Consider the following 16,118-nt stretch of genomic DNA (forward strand, 5'->3'; position numbering starts at 1 on the left):
CGCCGTCAGCGCGAAGCGGGCGACGCTGCCCACGGCGCTACGGCGTTATGCCCGCCGGTAAACGGATTGAAACCGTCGGGTAACGGCGTAATCTTGCGGCTCGCCGTATGGTAAATCAACCCACCGCGGTATCGAAGAGTGTGCCCAGGGCATATGTCACACCGGCGGCCGCGCCACCCAGCGCCAGCTGCCGCAGCCCGCTGAACCACCAGCTACGGGCGGTCACCCGCGCCACCACCGCACCGCACGCGAACAGCCCGATCAGCGCCAGTACCACGGCCGGCCACAGCGCGGTGGCCCCCAGCAGATACGGCAGCACCGGCAGCAGGGCGCCCAGCGCGAACGAGCCGAACGAGGACACCGCGGCGACCAGCGGCGACGGCAGGTCGTCCGGGTCGACGCCCAGCTCCTCGCGGGCGTGTATCTCCAGCGCCTGCTCCGGGTCCCTCGACAACTGCTCGGCCACCTGGCGCGCCAGCTTCGGCTCCACGCCCCGCGACTCGTACAGCGCGGCCAGCTCCTCCAGCTCGTCCACCGGGTGCTTGCGCAGCTCGATCCGCTCGACCTCCAGCTCGGCCTCCACCAGCTCGCGCTGGGAGGCCACGGAGGTGTACTCCCCGGCGGCCATCGAGAACGCGCCGGCCGCCAGCCCGGCCAGGCCGGTGATCACGATGGTCTGCCGGTCCATGGAGCCGCCGGCGACGCCGGTCATCAGGGCGAGATTGGACACGAGACCGTCCATGGCGCCGAACACGGCGGGGCGCAGCCAGCCGCCGTTCACATCGCGGTGGGTGTGGTTGTCGCGGTGCGCGATGTGAGGTTGTTCGGTGCCCTCGATGACCGACATGGTGCTCCCTTCGGGGGTGTGCGGGCATGGCCGCCCTCGACCCAACAGCTCGAAGGTACGCGCGAATTCCCTGCCGCCGCCAGCAAGGAAGGCCGAACTTACCTCGCTGACCTGCGCAAACGCGAAGACCGCCGGACCCTCGCGGGTCCGGCGGCCTCGGGGGGCTCGGAAACTACTTGGACTGCTCGGCCGGCTCGGCGGGCCCGGCCTTCGCCTCACCGTCCGCCTTGGCCTCGCTCCTCGCCTCGGCCTCGCCCTTCGCCTTGGTTCCGGCCTTCGCCTGGGTTCCGTCCTCGCCGCTCTCCGCGCGGGCCGGCTCGCCGCCGTCCTCGCCCTCCCCGGCCTCGGCCACGGCGGCGGGCTCCACGACCTCCTCGCGCCCGGGGGACCTCTTCGCGGAGAGCACGAAGTAGACCACCGCCGCCAGGAAGACGGCGACCGCCGTCCAGTTGTTCAGCCGCAGGCCCAGCACATGATGGGCGGTGTCCACCCGCAGGTACTCCACCCAGAAGCGGCCCACCGTGTACGCGGCGACATACAGCGCGAACGCCCGGCCGTGCCCCAGCTTGAACTTCCGGTCCGCCCAGATCACCAGCAGCGCCACGCCCACGCACCACAGCGACTCGTACAGGAACGTCGGTTGGTACGTCCCGGCCACCCGCCCTATCCCCGGGTCGGCGTCGATCTTCAGCGCCCACGGCACATCGGTCCGCTTGCCGTACAGCTCCTGGTTGAACCAGTTGCCCCAGCGGCCGATCGCCTGGGCGAAGGCGATCCCCGGCGCGACCGCGTCGGCATACGCCGGGAGCGGGATGCCCCGGCGCCGGCAGCCGATCCAGGCGCCGAGCGCGCCCATCGCGATCGCGCCCCAGATCCCGAGGCCGCCCTCCCAGATCTTGAAGGCGTCCACCCAGTCGCGACCGTCGGTGAAGTACAGCTCGTAGTCGGTGATGACGTGGTACAGCCGACCACCGACGAGCCCGAAGGGCACCGCCCACACGGCGATGTCGGCGACCGTGCCGACCCGGCCGCCGCGGGCGACCCAGCGCCGCCCGCCGAGCCAGACCGCCACGAAGACACCGATGATGATGCAGAAGGCATAGCCGCGCAGCGGGATCGGGCCGAGATAGATCACGCCGGACGACGGGCTGGGAATGTATGCGAGGTCCATGTCGAAGTCGACGCTACCCTGCCGGGCGGCGGATGCGGCAACCCACCCGCCACAACGGCTGCATAACGAGCTACTTGGTCACCATCCGCTTGAGCTTCCGCGGGCTCAGCGGCTTGTCCGGGTCGCCGTAGACCGCCTTCCCGTCCAGCAGGATGGTCGGTGTGCTGTTGTAGCCCGAGCGGGTGAAGGCGGCGTTGGACTTCCGCACCCACCCGTCGTGCCGGCCGTCCTCCACACACCTGCGGAAGGTCCGGGTGTCCAGCCCCGGGACCTTGCCCGCCAGCTTGATCAGCTTCGACTTGTTCGCGTACGCGTCCTCGGTCTCCGGGGGCTGGTTCTTGTAGAGCACGTCGTGGTACGCCCGGAACTTCCCGGCGTCCTGTGCGCAGGCCGCCGCGTTCGCCGCGTGGAGCGAGCCGGTGCCGCCCATGTTCCCGTCGATGATCGTCACCAGGTGGTAGCGCACCTTCATCCGCCCCTTGTCCTGGAGCCGGTGCACGGTCGTGCGGAAGACGTCCTCGAACTGCTTGCAGCCGGGGCAGCGGAAGTCCTCGTAGACGGTCAGCGTCTTCTTCGCGCCCGCCTTCCCGGAGGTGATCACCGTGCCCGCCGCGCCGCGGGGCGCGACCGCCCGGCTCCCGGACTTCCCCGACGAGTCCTCGCCGCTCTTCGAGGCGACCATGCCCACGCCCGCGGCCACCCCGAGCACGGCCACCACAGCCCCGGCCACGCCCATGGTGCGCCTGCGCCTGGCGCGGAGCCGCTCCTTCTCTCGCTGTTCCCGCAGCCGCTCCCGGGCGCTGCGCTTCCCCTCACGGTTTTTCTCGCTCACGCCCTCGCCTAACGAGGCGGAGGAGCCCCGCTGAGCCCCTCCGCCCCGTATTCCCCCTAACGAGCGACGCGGACTCCCTCCGCCAGCTCACCCGCCAGGGCGCGCACGGCCGCGATCCCCGACTCCAGGTCCTCGGCGTCCATCAGCCGCCGGACGAAGGCCGTCCCGACGATGACGCCGTCCGCGTACTCGGCCACCTCGGCGGCCTGCCCGGCGTTGGACACCCCGAGCCCCACGCACACCGGCAGGTCGGTCGTCGCGCGGGTGCGCTCCACCAGCTCCCGCGCCCCCTCCCCCACCGAATCGCGGGTGCCGGTGACGCCCATGATCGAGGCCGCGTACACAAAGCCGCTGCCCGCCGCGGTGATCCTCGCCAGCCGCTCGTCGCCGGTGCTCTGCGCCACCACGAAGACCGTGGCGAGGCCGTGCTGCTCGGCGGCCTTCCGCCATCCCTCCGACTCCTGGACCGGCAGGTCCGGCAGGATGCAGCCCGCGCCGCCGGCCGCCGCCAGATCGGCGGCGAACCGCTCGGCCCCGTACCGGTCGACCGGGTTCCAGTACGTCATGCACAGCACGGGCGCCCCGGTCCGCTCGTGGACCTCGCCGACCGTACGGATCACATCGCGGATGCGCACCCCGCCCCGCAGGGCGATGTCGTCGGCGGTCTGGATGACCGGGCCGTCCAGCACCGGGTCGCTGTACGGCAGCCCGACCTCGATCACATCGCAGCCGCCCTCGACCATCGCCGTCATGGCGCGCACCGCGCCGTCCACGGTCGGATAGCCGGCCGGCATATAGCCGATGAGCGCGGCGCGCCCCTCCGCCCCGGCCTTGGCGAGCACGGACCCCAGCAGCTCTGCGCTCATCACTTCTCTCCCTCGTAGAGCCCGAAATACCGCGCCGCCGTGTCCATGTCCTTGTCGCCACGGCCCGACAGATTCACCAGCAGCAGCCCGTCGCTCCCGAGCTCACGCCCCAGCTCGAGCGCCCCCGCCAGGGCGTGCGCGCTCTCGATCGCCGGGATGATGCCCTCGGTCCGGGACAGCAGCCGCAGCGCCTCCATGGCCGCGTCGTCGGTGACGGCCCGGTACTCGGCCCGCCCCACGTCCTTCAGATAGGCGTGCTCCGGGCCCACCCCCGGGTAGTCCAGACCGGCCGAGATCGAGTACGGCTCCACGATCTGCCCGTCCTCGTCCTGCAGCACATAGGACCGGGAGCCGTGCAGGATCCCCGGGTCCCCCTTGGTCAGCGTGGCCGCGTGCTCCCCGGTCTCCAGGCCGTGCCCGGCCGGCTCGAAGCCGAACAGCCGCACGGAGTCGTCCGGCAGGAAGGCGTGGAACAGCCCGATGGCGTTGGACCCGCCCCCGACGCACGCCGCGACGGCGTCCGGCAGCCGGCCGACCCGCTCCAGGATCTGCCGCCGCGCCTCCACGCCGATCACCCGGTGGAAGTCGCGCACCAGCGCCGGGAACGGGTGCGGCCCGGCGGCGGTGCCGAACAGGTAGTGGGTGCGGTCCACATGGGCCACCCAGTCGCGGAACGCCTCGTTGATCGCGTCCTTGAGCGTCCGGCTGCCGGTCTTCACGGCGATGACCTCGGCGCCCAGCATCCGCATCCGGGCGACGTTGAGCGCCTGCCGCTCGGTGTCGATCTCGCCCATGTAGATGACGCACTCGAGCCCGAACAGGGCACACCCGGTGGCCGTGGCGACGCCGTGCTGCCCGGCGCCGGTCTCGGCGACCACCCGGGTCTTGCCCATGCGCTTGGCGAGCAGCACCTGGCCCAGCACGTTGTTGATCTTGTGGGAGCCGGTGTGGTTGAGGTCCTCGCGCTTGAGGAAGATCCGCGCGCCGCCGGCGTGCTCGGCGAACCGGGGCGCCTCGGTCAGCGCGCTGGGCCGCCCCGCGTAGTTGACCAGCAGGTCCTCGAGCTCGGCGGCGAACGTCGGGTCGGCCTTCAGCTTGTCGTACTCGGCGGCGACCTCGCCGACGGCGGAGACCAGCGCCTCGGGGATGAACTGACCGCCGAACGCGCCGAAATACCCCTCGGCGCTGGGGAGATGACCCTCGGGGTCCGGGACAAAGAAGTCAGACGGCATCTGACGTACTCCTCAGTCGGGGCGCACGCCCCGAAACATCACATCGGGGCGACCGCCCCAGACGTCATAACGGACAAATGACGAAGATCGCCACGCATGAGCGCCGACCGGCTCACCACCGGCCGATCCAGCACCGGTCGACTCGCCACCGGCCGACTCACCACCGGTCGACTCGCCAAGGGAGCCGCACCCGGCCGGGAGCTACCCGCGCGCCCCGCGCGGCACCAGCGCCTCACGCCATCGGCGCCCATTGATCTGCCCCGGCTCGCAGCCGATGTGGTACCGCACGCGCCGTCCCCGCACCCGCCTCGCGGGCGCACGACAGCCACGGGGGCGGCACCCCCGGGCCAAGCGCGCGTACGTGTCCATGGAGAAGGCCTCAGTCCCGCCCGTGCCGCAGCGCGGGGTGCGCTCCCGCCGCGACCAGGTCCGCGACCGCGCCCTTCGGGTCCCGGCCGGTGACCAGCGACTCGCCCACCAGCACGGCGTCCGCGCCGTCGTTCGCGTACGCGATCAGGTCGTGCGGGCCGCGCACGCCCGACTCCGCGACCTTCACGATGTGGTCCGGGATCTCCGGCGCGACCCGCGCGAAGGTCCCCCGGTCCACCTGGAGCGTCTTCAGGTTCCGCGCGTTGACGCCGATCACCCGCGCCCCGGCGTCCACCGCCCGCTCGACCTCGTCCTCGTCGTGCACCTCGACCAGCGGCGTCAGCCCGATCGACTCGGCGCGCTCGATGAGCGAGACCAGCGCCGGCTGGTCCAGCGCGGCGACGATCAGCAGGGCGACGTCCGCGCCGTACGCCCGCGCCTCCCAGAGCTGGTAGGAGGTGACGATGAAGTCCTTCCGCAGCACCGGGATGTCGACCTTCGCGCGGACGGCCTCCAGGTCGGCCAGCGAGCCGCCGAACCGCCGCTGCTCGGTGAGCACGCTGATGACGGCCGCGCCGCCCGCCTCGTAGTCGGCGGCGAGCCCGGCCGGGTCGGCGATCGCGGCGAGCGCGCCCTTGGACGGGCTGGACCGCTTGACCTCGCAGATCACCTTGACACTGTCGCCCTTGAGCGCGGCGACCCCGTCCTTGGCCTGGGGTGCCCTCGCGGCCCGCTCCTTGAGCTCGTCGAGGGTGACGCGCGCCTGCCGCTCCGCGAGGTCGGCACGGACTCCGTCGATGATCTCGTCGAGCACACTCACGCGAGCGGCCCCCTTCCGGACGGGATGGAGCTTCTGATCACTACTGGCGCAGCGGGCGTCCACGGGGACGCGACCGATTCACCAGGCACTGCGATGGTATCTGCCGGAGGACCGAGGTCTCGCATCCGGTTGACGCGGACCAGCGCCCCCGGCCGCCGCCGGGACCGGTACGGAACCGACGGCCGCCTTCATCTTCAACGGTCACGGGGCGAGAAAACTTCCGAAGGGGAGGTTCCGGATAACGGTGAAGCCGAGAACCGCCCCGCCGATCAGCCACCCGTGCGCGGCCCGCAGCGGCACCACCGGCCCCGCCGTGCTCCCCCGCGCGCGGTCCAGGAACCAGCGCAGCCAGACGGCGAGGAAGCCGAGATAGCCGAGGACAGCGAGCGCGTTGGCCCCGAGCGCGGTGAGCGGCTCCCCGTGGGCGACCGCGTACGCGCCGCGCAGCCCGCCGCAGCCGGGGCAGTACAGGCCGGTGAGCCTCAGCAGCGGGCACGCCGGGTAGTGGCCCGGCTCGTTCGGGTCGACGAGCCCCACGAAGGCGAAGGCGCCCACGACCGCCGCGAGCACCCCCAGGGGCGCGGCCAGCCGCCGCACGGGCCGGTTCTCGGTCACATCGCCGAGTCTCGCGGCGGATACGCGAAGGCGCAGCTCAGGGCCCGCGTATCTGCCGCCGTACGGCCGTACGCCCGGGCCCCGCGCCGCGCCTCGAGGCGGATCAGGCGGGTCGCCTCAGCCCCGCCCCCGGCTCACTGCTGGGTCTGCGCCTGTGGCTGGGCCTGCGGCTGCCGCTTCGGCGCCTGCCCGAGCCCGGCCGCGCGCATCGCCGCACCGACGACGCCGCCGAGGACCACCACGACCATGCCCGCCCAGAAGCCGATCGGGTTGGCCAGCACGATGAACGCGGCGGCGACACAGAAGCCGATGAAGGCGATGGTGACGCCGGTCCAGGCGGCCGGGGTGTGTCCGTGGTTGTTACCCGCCATGAATACTCCTCGTTGCTCTACTGCCCCCGGGTCCCGGGCGCGCGGGGCGAACGCTCCCAGGACATTGTCCCCGACGGCCGAAACCGCCGTGAGCGGGGGTCCGCTCCATCAGGGGTGCCCGGCCGGGACGCTCAGGCCTCCGTCGGGTCCTCTCCGCGGTCGAGGGCCTTCCACAGCTCCTCGGGCCGCTCCGGGTCCGGCGCCGCGCCACCGCGCCGCGCGCGGCCCGCCCCGCGGCTCCCGCCGCCGCCCTTGCCGCTGTCGCCCGCACGCTCGTACCGGCCGGACATGGCGGGCCAGTGGCGGCCGTAGCCCAGGGCGAGCACGCCGGCGAGCAGCAGCAGCGCCCCGCCTCCCATGGCGACCCAGGGCCACGGGGTGTACGCGACGTCGTGGATGGCGCTGTCGGCCAGGCCGGTCGCCTGGGACGCCTTCTCCTCGAGCGCCGCCTTGTCGGAGGCGCCCAGCACCGAGCTGACCACGATGCCCGCCCCGCTGAGGGTCAGCAGCCCGGAGACGACCCAGCGCCCGACGCGGTTGACGGCGAACACCGCGACCAGCGCGGCGAGGCCGACGACCGCCAGCGCCCCGGGCAGCCCGGTGATGTCGTCACCGTTCGCATGCTGCGGCAGGGTGCCCTTGGCGACCGCGGCCGTGCCCTTGGCCCAGGTGCGGCTGGTGGCCAGCAGCACGAGCGCGGCGCCGAGCGCCCCGGACAGCAGGGCGACGCCGAGGCTGCGTCTGCGGCCGCGCGCGGCTGAGGCGGTGGGCTCATGGTGGGCCCGGGGCTGGGGTACGGCTGCTGCACTCACGCGTACCACTATCCCCCACGGCTCGGACAAGCCCGCCGCGGGGATACGGAATGCCTGATTCGATGCTTCGGTGCGGGTGTCACCCGTACGTCCGGGAACGGCGCCCCGGAACGTCGACCCGCGGCAGCGGCCCCGGACGTCAGCCCCGCTCCAGCCGCCCCGCCGTGTGCACGGCCCGCAGCACCGCCGCCGCCTTGTTCCGGCACTCCGCGTCCTCCGCCGCCGGGTCGGAGTCCGCGACGATCCCCGCCCCGGCCTGCACATACGCCGTGCCGTCCCGCAGCAGCGCGGTACGGATGGCGATGGCGGTGTCGGAGTCGCCGGCGAAGTCGAGGTATCCCACGCACCCGCCGTACAGGCCGCGGCGGCTCGGCTCCAGCTCCTCGATGATCTGCATGGCGCGCGGCTTGGGCGCGCCGGAGAGGGTGCCCGCGGGGAAGCAGGCGGTGAGCACGTCGAAGGCGGTGCGGCCCTCGGCGAGCCGGCCGGTGACCGTGGAGACGATGTGCATGACGTGGCTGTAGCGCTCGATCGACATGAAGTCGACGACCTCGACGCTGCCGGGCTCGCAGACCCGGCCCAGGTCGTTGCGCCCGAGGTCGACGAGCATGAGGTGCTCGGCCCGCTCCTTGGGGTCGGCGAGGAGCTCGTCGGCGAGGGCGGCGTCCTCGCGCGGAGTGGCGCCGCGGGGGCGCGTACCGGCGATCGGGTGCACCATCGCCCGGCCGTCCTCGACCTTGACCAGCGCTTCCGGACTGGAGCCCACGACATCGAACCCGTCGAAGCGGAAGAGGTACATGTACGGGCTCGGGTTGGTGGCCCGCAGCACGCGGTAGACGTCCAGGGCACTGGCCCCGCAGGGGGTCTCGAACCGCTGGGAGGGCACGACCTGGAACGCCTCGCCGGCGCGGATGCGCTCCTTGACGTCCTCCACGGCCGCCATGAAGTCGGCCCCGCCCCACCGGGCCGTGTACTCGGGCAGCTCGGAGGCCGGCAGGGCGGTGGGGTCCGTGGGGACGGGCCGGGCGAGGTCGGCGGTCATCGCGTCCAGCCGCGCCACGGCGTCCGCGTACGCCTCGTCGACGCCCGTGTCGAGGTCGTTGTGGTTGATCGCGTTGGCGATCAGCAGGACGGTGCCGTCCCAGTGGTCGAGTACGGCCAGGTCCGAGGTGAGCAGCATGGTCAGCTCGGGCAGCCCCAGCTCGTCCCGGCCGCTCTCGCCGATCTTCTCCAGCCGGCGCACGATGTCGTAGCCGAGGTAGCCGACCATGCCGCCGGTGAAGGGCGGCAGCTGGACCAGTCCCCCGAGGTCGCGGGGGGTGTGCAGGGTCTCGATGGTGGCGCGCAGCGCCTGGAGCGGGTCGCCGTCGGTGGGCACGCCGACGGGCGGGGTGCCCAGCCAGTGCGCGCGGCCGTCGCGCTCGGTGAGGGTGGCGGCGCTGCGTACGCCGATGAAGGAGTAGCGGGACCAGGACCGGCCGTTCTCGGCGGACTCCAGGAGGAAGGTGCCGGGGCGTTCGGCGGTCAGTTTGCGGTAGAGCCCGACCGGGGTGTCGCCGTCCGCGAGCAGCCGGCGGCTGACGGGGATGACGCGGCGGTCGGCCGCCAGCTTGCGGAAGGTCTCGAGGTCCATCGTGTGCGCACCCTGGGTCATGGCCGGCGAGCCTACTGGCCGAGCGGCAGGACGTCGGAATCGAAGCAGGTGCGGTCGCCGGTGTGGCAGGCCGCGCCGACCTGGTCGACCTTGACCAGGATGGTGTCGGCGTCGCAGTCGAGGGCGACGGACTTCACCAGCTGGATGTGCCCGGAGGTGTCGCCCTTGACCCAGTACTCCCGGCGGCTGCGGCTCCAGTAGGTGCAGCGGCCGGTGGTGAGGGTGCGGTGCAGCGCCTCGTCGTCCATCCAGCCGAGCATCAGCACCTCGCCGGTGTCGTACTGCTGGGCGATGGCGGGGAGGAGACCGTCGGCGTTCCGCTTGAGGCGGGCGGCGAGGGCCGGGTCGAGGGAGGAGGGGCGGTCGGAGCCGGTCATGCGACCATTCTGCACTCGCGACCGCCCGGCCCGATGGCCGGTATGTCGGTGGGATGGGGCATGCTTCGGGCATGACGTTTCCGCCGTCGCCGCACGATCCCAACCGGCCCGGAAACGGCGGGGGGTTCGGGCCACCGCCGGAGCAGGGTTTCGGACCGCCCCCGCAGCAGGGGTTCGGCCCTCCCCCGGAGCAGGGGTTCGGCCCGCCCGCACAGCCCGGCCCGCCCGCGCCGCAAGCCCCGCTGCCGCCGTCGGGCGGCTTCGGCCCGCCCACTGGCGCGCTCCCGCCCGGTGCGCTTCCTCCTGGCGCGCTTCCCCCCGGCGCTCTGCCGCCTCTGCCCCCGCCGGGCCCCGGCCGGGGCGGGGCCAGGGTCGCGGCGATCGCCGTGGCCTCGGTGGTGGCCGGCGCGCTGGTCATCGGCGGGATCGTGCTCGGCACGCGGGACGACGGCGGCAAGACCGAGGCGTCGGCCGACCCGAAGTCGTCGGGCTCCCCGTCGGCCTCGGCCTCCGAGTCGGCGTCCCCCTCGCCCTCCTCCTCCGGCTCCGCCGATCCGTCCGGCTCGGCGGACCCCGGGAAGGGCGCGCCGCTGGGCGGCGGCAGTGACGTCCCCGACGGCGGTTCCACCCCCTCGGCCTCCGAGTCCGCGGACCCGGGCGACCTGGTGCCGTACGTGGTGCTCAAGCCCGGCCAGTGCTTCGACCACCCCGCGCTGGACAGCAGCGTGACGAAGGTCGAGAAGCGGGGGTGCGACGGTCCGCACGACGGTGAGGTCATCGCCAACGAGACCCTGACCGGGGACTTCGCCACCGAGAAGGCGATCCAGGACAAGGCGCTCACGCTGTGCGAGACGGACGCCAAGGAGCGCCTGAAGTCCATACCGAACGACGGCCGGATGTATTACTACTACGCGCTCTACCCGGCCCTCGGCACCTACCGGATCCAGGGCCAGGACCAGGTCTCCTGTGCCCTGACGCTCAGCGGGAGCCTGAACGGCAAGAAGCTGACCAAGCCGCTCCCGGAGTGACGGGTGCCGCGCGGCGCCGTGGCGAGGGCCGGACGGCGGCCTTAGGGTGGGCCGTATGTCCACTCACGCGAGGCGCGAACGCCTGCTGCTGGCCGACCTGTTGGAGACCTCCGGACCCGAGGCCCCGACGCTGTGCGAGGGCTGGACCACCCATGACCTGGCCGCCCATCTGGTGGTGCGCGAGCGCCGCGCCGACGCGGCCGCCGGCCTGGTGATCAAGCCGCTGTCCGGGCGGCTGGACCGGGTGCAGGCCGAGTTCGCCGCGAAGCCGTACGCGGAGCTGGTCCGGCTCTTCCGCGAGGGCCCGCCGCGGATGTCCCCGTTCTCCCTGAAGCAGGTGGACGAGGCGGCCAACACCATCGAGTTCTACGTCCACACCGAGGACGTCCGCCGGGCCCAGCCGGACTGGGAACCGCGCGAGCTCGACCCGGTCCTCGCCGACGCGCTGTGGTCCCGGATCGAGCGGATCGCCAAGGTGTTCGGCCGCAAGTCCCCGGTCGGCCTGGTGCTGCGGCGCCCGGACGGCCGTACGGCGGTGGCGCACCGGGGCACCCCGGTGGTCACGGTCACCGCGGAGCCGGGCGAGCTGGCGGTCTTCCTGTTCGGCCGTCAGGACGCCGCCCGGGTCGAGCTGGAGGGCGACAAGGAGGCGGTGGCGGCGCTGCACACCGCCAAGCTCGGCGTCTAGCGAGCGCCCCGCCCCTCTCGTCGCCCCTTCCTCACGCCTCGCCGGTCACAGCGCGCGGTTCACCGCGGCCAGGACGGCGTACACCGAGGCGGTGAGCACGGAGGTGTCCTGACCGGCCCCCCACCGGGTCGTGCCGGCGACGCGGCATTCGACGTAGGCCACGGCGGGGCTGCCGGGTCCGGCGGCGGTCGCGTGCTCGGCGTAGTGGAGGATGTCCACGGCGATCCCGGCCCCGGCCAGGGCGTCGGCGAAGGCGGACAGCGGCCCGTTGCCCGTGCCCTCGTACCGGCGCTCGCCGTCCCCCGTACCGCCCTCCCCCGTGCGCAGCTCGCAGACGAAGCGGTGCAGGCCGGGGGCGGTCTCCTCGGTGGTCCAGGAGGCGAGGGTGATCGGCCCGTCGTGGCCGGGGGCGAGGTAGGAGGCCCGGAACAGCTCCCACAGGTCCTTGGCCGTGGCCTCCCGGCCGCTGTCGTCGGTGGCGGCCTGGACGGTCCGGGAGAAGTCGGCGCGGAGCCGTTTGGGCAGGTCGAGGCCGTAGTGGGCCTGGAGCAGATGGCCGATGCCGCCCTTGCCGGACTGGCTGTTGACGCGGATGACCGCCTCGTAGCTGCGTCCCACGTCGGCGGGGTCGATGGGCAGGTACGGCACCGCCCACGGCGCCCGGCCCTCCGGCACGCCGGACTCGGCGGCCCGCCGGGCGTGGTGGGCCAGCCCCTTGCTGATGGCGTCCTGGTGGGTGCCGGAGAAGGCGGTGTAGACCAGTTCGCCGCCGTAGGGGTGGCGGGGGTGGACCGGCAGCCGGTTGCAGTGTTCGACGGTGTCGCGGATCGCGTCGATGTCGGAGAAGTCGAGCATCGGGTCCACGCCCTGGGCGTAGAGGTTGAGCGCGAGGGTGACCAGGTCCACGTTGCCCGTGCGCTCGCCGTTGCCGAACAGACAGCCCTCGACGCGCTGGGCGCCCGCCAGGACGGCCAGCTCCGCGCAGGCGACCCCGGTGCCGCGGTCGTTGTGCGGGTGCACGGAGAGGATGACGTCGGCGCGCCGCTCCAGGTGGCGGTGCATGTACTCGATCTGGTCGGCGTACACGTTGGGGGTGGCGCACTCGACGGTGGCGGGCAGGTTGTGGATCACTGGCCGCTCGGGGCAGGCGTCCCACAGCGCGGTGAGGCCGTTGCAGACCTCCAGCACGAAGTCGGGCTCGGTGAGGTTGAAGACCTCCGGGGAGAACTGGAACCGGATGTCCTCCGGGCGGGCTTCGGCGAGCCTGGCCAGGTGCCCGGCGGCGTCCCGGATCATCTCGTGCACCTCGGCGCGGCCGCGGCCGAGCACCACCTCGCGCCAGACGGGGGCGGTGGCGGTGTACAGATGCACCACCGAGCGGGGCAGGCCCTCGATGGCCGCGAAGGTCCGCTCGATCAGGTCGCGACGGGCCGGGGTGAAGACCACCACGGTCACATCGGCGGGGACGGCGTCGCTCACGGCCAGGTGCCGTACGAAGTCGAAGTCGGTCCGGCTCGCCGAGGGATAGCCGATCTCGATCTCCTTGAAGCCCATCGCGACCAGGAGGTCGAACATCCGGCGCTTGCGCGTGGTGTCCATCGGCTCGGCCAGGGCCTGGTTGCCGTCGCGCAGGTCGACCGGCACCCACAGCGGCGCCCGTTCGATCCGCCGGGCCGGCCAGGCGCGGTCGGTCAGCGGCACCGCGACCCGGTCGTACACGGACCGGTAGCGGTGGTACGGCATGGGGCCGGGCCGCTGCGGGTTCCAGGAGGGGATGTCGTCGTGCCGGTCGGACTCTTGGTGCTGGGTGGGCTCGTCGTGCTGAACAGCCATGGGGCCGGTTTTCCTTCGCTCGGTCGGAGGGCGACCGGCACGCACGGCACCCGCGGCGGGGTGCCGGTCGGATCAGGCCCCGCCGCGGCAGCCGAGGAGAAGCCCGCGCAGCGTCATGCGGGACAGGTTAGCCACATGTCAGCTCCTCAGACAAGCTGACAACCTGGGGAGCGGGGACTCTCTGGGAAACTGGGAGCCTCCGCACAGGAGAAGAAGACGTCGAGACGACGACCGCACCCCGAAAGGTGAACCGGATGCCGCTGGGCACCCTCCGCCCCACTCCCCTGGTCGAACAGGCGGCCGCGCGGCTGCGCGAGGAGATCACCGGGGGCCACTGGCCGGTCGGCACCCGGCTCCCCGGCGAGACCACCCTGGCCAAGACCCTCGGCGTGGGCCGCTCCACCGTGCGCGAGGCCGTGCGCGTCCTGGCCGGCGCCGGGCTGGTGCGGGCCCGCCAGGGCTCCGGCGTCTTCGTCATCGCCACCGAACCCGCCGAGGACTGGCCCGCCCGGCTCCGCCGCGCGGCCGTCACGGACGTTTTCGAGGTGCGCATGCTGATCGAGGTCCAGGCCGCCCAGCTCGCCGCGCGCCGCCGCACCGACGCCGACCTCACCACCCTGGGCGCCGCCCTGGAAGCCCGGAAGGCCGCCGCCGCGGGCGACGACGCCTCCTTCGTCGACGCCGACATCGCGCTGCACGCTGCGGTGGTCGCCGCCGCGCACAATCCGGTGCTCACCGACCTGTTCGCCGAGTTCACCCCCCGGCTGCGGCAAGGCCTGATCGACCTGGTGGACCTGCTCGCCCTGCGCGCCGGCGCACCGGACCACGGCGAGGAGGCCCACACCGCCCTGGTCCGGGCCGTCGAGCGGGGCGACGCGGAGGCGGCGGGCGATGTGCTGCGGGCCGAGTTGGAGCAGACCCTGGCGCTGCTGCGCGACGGCCGGCCCGACTGAGCGGCGCCCCGCGCCGACGGCCGTTCAGCCGTGGCGCGGGGCGCTTTCAGCCATGGCACAGGGCCCTTTCAACCGTCGTGCGGGGCGCTTTCAGCCGTGGCGCGGGGCCCTTTCAGCCGTCGAGCGACCGCTCGATCTCCTTGCCGTCGCGTCGTGGGCCTCAGCCGTGAACCGCCGTCACCCCGCTCCGCCCGACCGCTCGCCGCACAGCTCGTCGAGCCGCTCCAGTGTCTTCGTCATGTTGGTGATCCACACGGCACGAGCCTGGCGCAGCTCGGCGCGCCTGCCCTCCGGCAGTCGGGAGGCGTCGAAGATCTCCGTCACGACCGTGGCTCCGGCCCCGTCGGGGACCAGTTCGAATATCCACCGATGCCCCAGCCGGCCCTCGGCCGAGGACGCGTCCGGATAGCCACGCCCGGGCCTCGGCTCCCACCCGATGCGCCGGTCCTGCTCGTACTCCACGACGTGGTTGTTCATCTCGTAGTCGCCCAGCCGCGCGTAGTGCATCTTCATGACGAACACGTCGCCGACGCCCGAGATCACCCCCTCGGAGGCCGCTCCCCGCAACATGCCGGAACCATCCATGTCCAGATGGCGCCTGGGATCGGCCAGGATCCGGAAGAGTTCACCCGCCGGGGCCTCGATCCGCCGGGACACCGCTACGGGCTCGTCCGCTTCCCCCACCGTCAACACGCCTCCTCTGTGCTGGTACCACGCTGTCGCGACAGTTGCGCTTCATGTGTACCCGAAGACAGACGTGTACCCGAAGGCGGACGGACGCGCTCGGCAGATCTCCGTTCCCGGCCGACGCACCAGGCCAGCGCGAAGGCGGCCACGGCCAGGACGGCCGCGCCGATGAGGACGCCGTGCAGTCCGCCGGTCGGCGAGTTCGGCCGTCATCCGGCCGATGTGCACGGCTCCGAGGGCGGCGACGCCGAGGGAGCCGCCGATGGTGCGCAGCAGGGTGACGGTGCCGGTGGCGGCGCCCTATGTGAAGGGCGCCGTGGACCGTGAGATCGGCCTCGCGGAGCTGATGAAGGAGCAGGGCTGGGCCAGCGCGGACGAGACACGCGTCGCCCTGGCCCCGCGCATGACATGGCTGATGAACACCGGCCGCTACCCGACCTACCGGCGCTACATCAACGAGGCGACCCGCAAGGACGACGCGGACTGGCAGTTCGAGACCGGGCTCGACGCCCTGCTCGACGGCATCGCGGCGCGGCTGGGGATCTGAGTCCCGGGCGCTCGCGGGGGAGTTACCGGTACCCGGGTGCCCGGCCGGCGGGCAGATCCCGCGCGTAAGCTTCGTCCCTCCTGCAACGACACGGCGTCGATCGTCGTCTGTTGTTCATGCGGGCCGCAGGGCGCGGCCCGGCGAGGATCGGGGGTCGGAACGGTGACGAACGACGGCAACGGCCAGGTGCCCGGGCAGGGCGGACCGCAACGGGAGGGTGGGGGCGGGCAGCCGTCGGTGCCGCCGAGGCCCTGGGCGCCGCCGCCCGCGCCCGCCGCCGCGCCGCCCGGTCCACCCACCGCCCCGCCCGCCGGACCGCAGGCCGGGCCGGGCGGGCTGCCCTCCTATCCGCAGCAGCCGCCCGGCGGCGGGGGGGGCCCCGGGGGCCCGGGGCCCCCGCCCCCGCCCGGGGCGCC

18 protein-coding genes and 1 pseudogene are annotated in these 16,118 nt (G+C 73.2%); 5 read left to right on the plus strand and 14 right to left on the minus strand.

Translation table 11 applies throughout. The features are described from left to right. Positions 1–115: 115 nt before the first annotated feature. The 12 genes from ABFY07_RS16450 to hisI form a co-directional block, all read right to left on the minus strand. A complete protein-coding gene (locus ABFY07_RS16450) occupies positions 116–847 on the minus strand; it encodes a VIT1/CCC1 transporter family protein (RefSeq protein WP_346175217.1) in 732 nt (243 codons plus the stop codon). A gap of 172 nt (positions 848–1,019) precedes the next feature. Continuing rightward, the gene (gene lgt, locus ABFY07_RS16455) at positions 1,020–2,018 is read right to left on the minus strand and encodes a prolipoprotein diacylglyceryl transferase (RefSeq protein WP_346175218.1); all 999 of its coding nucleotides are present in this window, start codon (positions 2,016–2,018) and stop codon (positions 1,020–1,022) included. Between the two features lie 70 nt (positions 2,019–2,088). Beyond that, the gene (locus tag ABFY07_RS16460; RefSeq protein WP_346175219.1) at positions 2,089–2,850 is read right to left on the minus strand and encodes a DsbA family protein; all 762 of its coding nucleotides are present in this window, start codon (positions 2,848–2,850) and stop codon (positions 2,089–2,091) included. A gap of 56 nt (positions 2,851–2,906) precedes the next feature. After that, positions 2,907–3,716 carry a tryptophan synthase subunit alpha gene (gene trpA, locus ABFY07_RS16465; protein ID WP_346175220.1) on the minus strand — a complete coding sequence of 270 codons (810 nt, stop codon included), beginning with the start codon at positions 3,714–3,716 and terminating at the stop codon, positions 2,907–2,909. Continuing rightward, a complete protein-coding gene (gene trpB, locus ABFY07_RS16470; RefSeq protein WP_346175221.1) occupies positions 3,716–4,948 on the minus strand; it encodes a tryptophan synthase subunit beta in 1,233 nt (410 codons plus the stop codon). The genes trpA and trpB overlap by 1 nt, the downstream gene beginning before the upstream one ends. Before the next feature lie 201 nt (positions 4,949–5,149). After that, the gene (trpM, locus tag ABFY07_RS43145) at positions 5,150–5,317 is read right to left on the minus strand and encodes a tryptophan biosynthesis modulator TrpM (protein ID WP_428836938.1); all 168 of its coding nucleotides are present in this window, start codon (positions 5,315–5,317) and stop codon (positions 5,150–5,152) included. A 10-nt stretch (positions 5,318–5,327) separates the two neighbouring features. Then, positions 5,328–6,137, minus strand: a complete 810-nt coding sequence (gene trpC / locus ABFY07_RS16475; RefSeq protein ID WP_346175222.1) for an indole-3-glycerol phosphate synthase TrpC — start codon at positions 6,135–6,137, stop codon at positions 5,328–5,330. 201 nt (positions 6,138–6,338) lie between these two features. Next, positions 6,339–6,752 (minus strand): DUF2752 domain-containing protein, encoded by a 414-nt coding sequence (locus tag ABFY07_RS16480; RefSeq protein WP_346175223.1) that lies wholly within the window; start codon positions 6,750–6,752, stop codon positions 6,339–6,341. A gap of 134 nt (positions 6,753–6,886) precedes the next feature. Beyond that, entirely contained in the window at positions 6,887–7,123 is a 237-nt protein-coding gene (locus ABFY07_RS16485; RefSeq protein ID WP_346175224.1) for an HGxxPAAW family protein, read from the minus strand. Positions 7,124–7,254: 131 nt separating this feature from the next. Continuing rightward, entirely contained in the window at positions 7,255–7,935 is a 681-nt protein-coding gene (locus tag ABFY07_RS16490; protein WP_346175225.1) for a TIGR02234 family membrane protein, read from the minus strand. Between the two features lie 139 nt (positions 7,936–8,074). Then, positions 8,075–9,589, minus strand: coding sequence for an anthranilate synthase component I (locus tag ABFY07_RS16495; RefSeq protein ID WP_346175226.1), 1,515 nt, complete (start codon positions 9,587–9,589; stop codon positions 8,075–8,077). Between the two features lie 11 nt (positions 9,590–9,600). Then, positions 9,601–9,966, minus strand: coding sequence for a phosphoribosyl-AMP cyclohydrolase (gene hisI / locus ABFY07_RS16500; RefSeq protein ID WP_065958518.1), 366 nt, complete (start codon positions 9,964–9,966; stop codon positions 9,601–9,603). 71 nt (positions 9,967–10,037) lie between these two features. Here hisI and ABFY07_RS16505 point away from each other — a divergent pair, with 71 nt between their 5' ends. After that, complete coding sequence (locus ABFY07_RS16505; protein WP_346175227.1) at positions 10,038–10,994, plus strand: hypothetical protein; 957 nt, start codon at positions 10,038–10,040, stop codon at positions 10,992–10,994. A 55-nt stretch (positions 10,995–11,049) separates the two neighbouring features. Beyond that, positions 11,050–11,682 (plus strand): TIGR03085 family metal-binding protein, encoded by a 633-nt coding sequence (locus ABFY07_RS16510; RefSeq protein ID WP_346175228.1) that lies wholly within the window; start codon positions 11,050–11,052, stop codon positions 11,680–11,682. A 45-nt stretch (positions 11,683–11,727) separates the two neighbouring features. On the opposite strand, the gene leuA is transcribed toward ABFY07_RS16510, so the two are convergent. Beyond that, positions 11,728–13,515 (minus strand): 2-isopropylmalate synthase, encoded by a 1,788-nt coding sequence (gene leuA / locus ABFY07_RS16515; RefSeq protein WP_346175229.1) that lies wholly within the window; start codon positions 13,513–13,515, stop codon positions 11,728–11,730. 254 nt (positions 13,516–13,769) lie between these two features. Here leuA and ABFY07_RS16520 point away from each other — a divergent pair, with 254 nt between their 5' ends. Then, on the plus strand, positions 13,770–14,468 hold the full coding sequence (locus tag ABFY07_RS16520; protein ID WP_346175230.1) for a FadR/GntR family transcriptional regulator: 699 nt from the start codon (positions 13,770–13,772) through the stop codon (positions 14,466–14,468). Between the two features lie 177 nt (positions 14,469–14,645). On the opposite strand, the gene ABFY07_RS16525 is transcribed toward ABFY07_RS16520, so the two are convergent. Beyond that, a complete protein-coding gene (locus tag ABFY07_RS16525; protein WP_428836939.1) occupies positions 14,646–15,158 on the minus strand; it encodes an SRPBCC family protein in 513 nt (170 codons plus the stop codon). A gap of 259 nt (positions 15,159–15,417) precedes the next feature. Between ABFY07_RS16525 and ABFY07_RS16530 the strand changes: the two genes are divergently transcribed. Then, a complete protein-coding gene (locus ABFY07_RS16530) occupies positions 15,418–15,702 on the plus strand; it encodes a TetR/AcrR family transcriptional regulator C-terminal domain-containing protein (RefSeq protein ID WP_346175231.1) in 285 nt (94 codons plus the stop codon). Positions 15,703–15,864: 162 nt separating this feature from the next. Next, a pseudogene (locus tag ABFY07_RS16535) lies at positions 15,865–16,118 on the plus strand (hypothetical protein); the annotation flags it as partial.

Source organism: Streptomyces sparsogenes subsp. cuspidosporus (genome assembly GCF_039532705.1).
In the GTDB taxonomy this organism is placed as follows: Bacteria; Actinomycetota; Actinomycetes; order Streptomycetales; family Streptomycetaceae; genus Streptomyces; species Streptomyces sparsogenes.

What these genes read in the sequence shown, in the direction of transcription:
- trpM (WP_428836938.1), bottom strand. Translation starts at nt 5,317, where the DNA reads ATGGACACGTACGCGCGCTTGGCCCGGGGGTGCCGCCCCCGTGGCTGT.
- ABFY07_RS16505 (WP_346175227.1), top strand. Translation starts at nt 10,038, where the DNA reads ATGACGTTTCCGCCGTCGCCGCACGATCCCAACCGGCCCGGAAACGGC.
- ABFY07_RS16485 (WP_346175224.1), bottom strand. Translation starts at nt 7,123, where the DNA reads ATGGCGGGTAACAACCACGGACACACCCCGGCCGCCTGGACCGGCGTC.
- trpA (WP_346175220.1), bottom strand. Translation starts at nt 3,716, where the DNA reads ATGAGCGCAGAGCTGCTGGGGTCCGTGCTCGCCAAGGCCGGGGCGGAG.
- leuA (WP_346175229.1), bottom strand. Translation starts at nt 13,515, where the DNA reads ATGGCTGTTCAGCACGACGAGCCCACCCAGCACCAAGAGTCCGACCGG.
- hisI (WP_065958518.1), bottom strand. Translation starts at nt 9,966, where the DNA reads ATGACCGGCTCCGACCGCCCCTCCTCCCTCGACCCGGCCCTCGCCGCC.
- lgt (WP_346175218.1), bottom strand. Translation starts at nt 2,018, where the DNA reads ATGGACCTCGCATACATTCCCAGCCCGTCGTCCGGCGTGATCTATCTC.
- ABFY07_RS16510 (WP_346175228.1), top strand. Translation starts at nt 11,050, where the DNA reads ATGTCCACTCACGCGAGGCGCGAACGCCTGCTGCTGGCCGACCTGTTG.
- trpB (WP_346175221.1), bottom strand. Translation starts at nt 4,948, where the DNA reads ATGCCGTCTGACTTCTTTGTCCCGGACCCCGAGGGTCATCTCCCCAGC.
- ABFY07_RS16450 (WP_346175217.1), bottom strand. Translation starts at nt 847, where the DNA reads ATGTCGGTCATCGAGGGCACCGAACAACCTCACATCGCGCACCGCGAC.
- ABFY07_RS16495 (WP_346175226.1), bottom strand. Translation starts at nt 9,589, where the DNA reads ATGACCCAGGGTGCGCACACGATGGACCTCGAGACCTTCCGCAAGCTG.
- ABFY07_RS16530 (WP_346175231.1), top strand. Translation starts at nt 15,418, where the DNA reads ATGGTGCGCAGCAGGGTGACGGTGCCGGTGGCGGCGCCCTATGTGAAG.
- ABFY07_RS16520 (WP_346175230.1), top strand. Translation starts at nt 13,770, where the DNA reads ATGCCGCTGGGCACCCTCCGCCCCACTCCCCTGGTCGAACAGGCGGCC.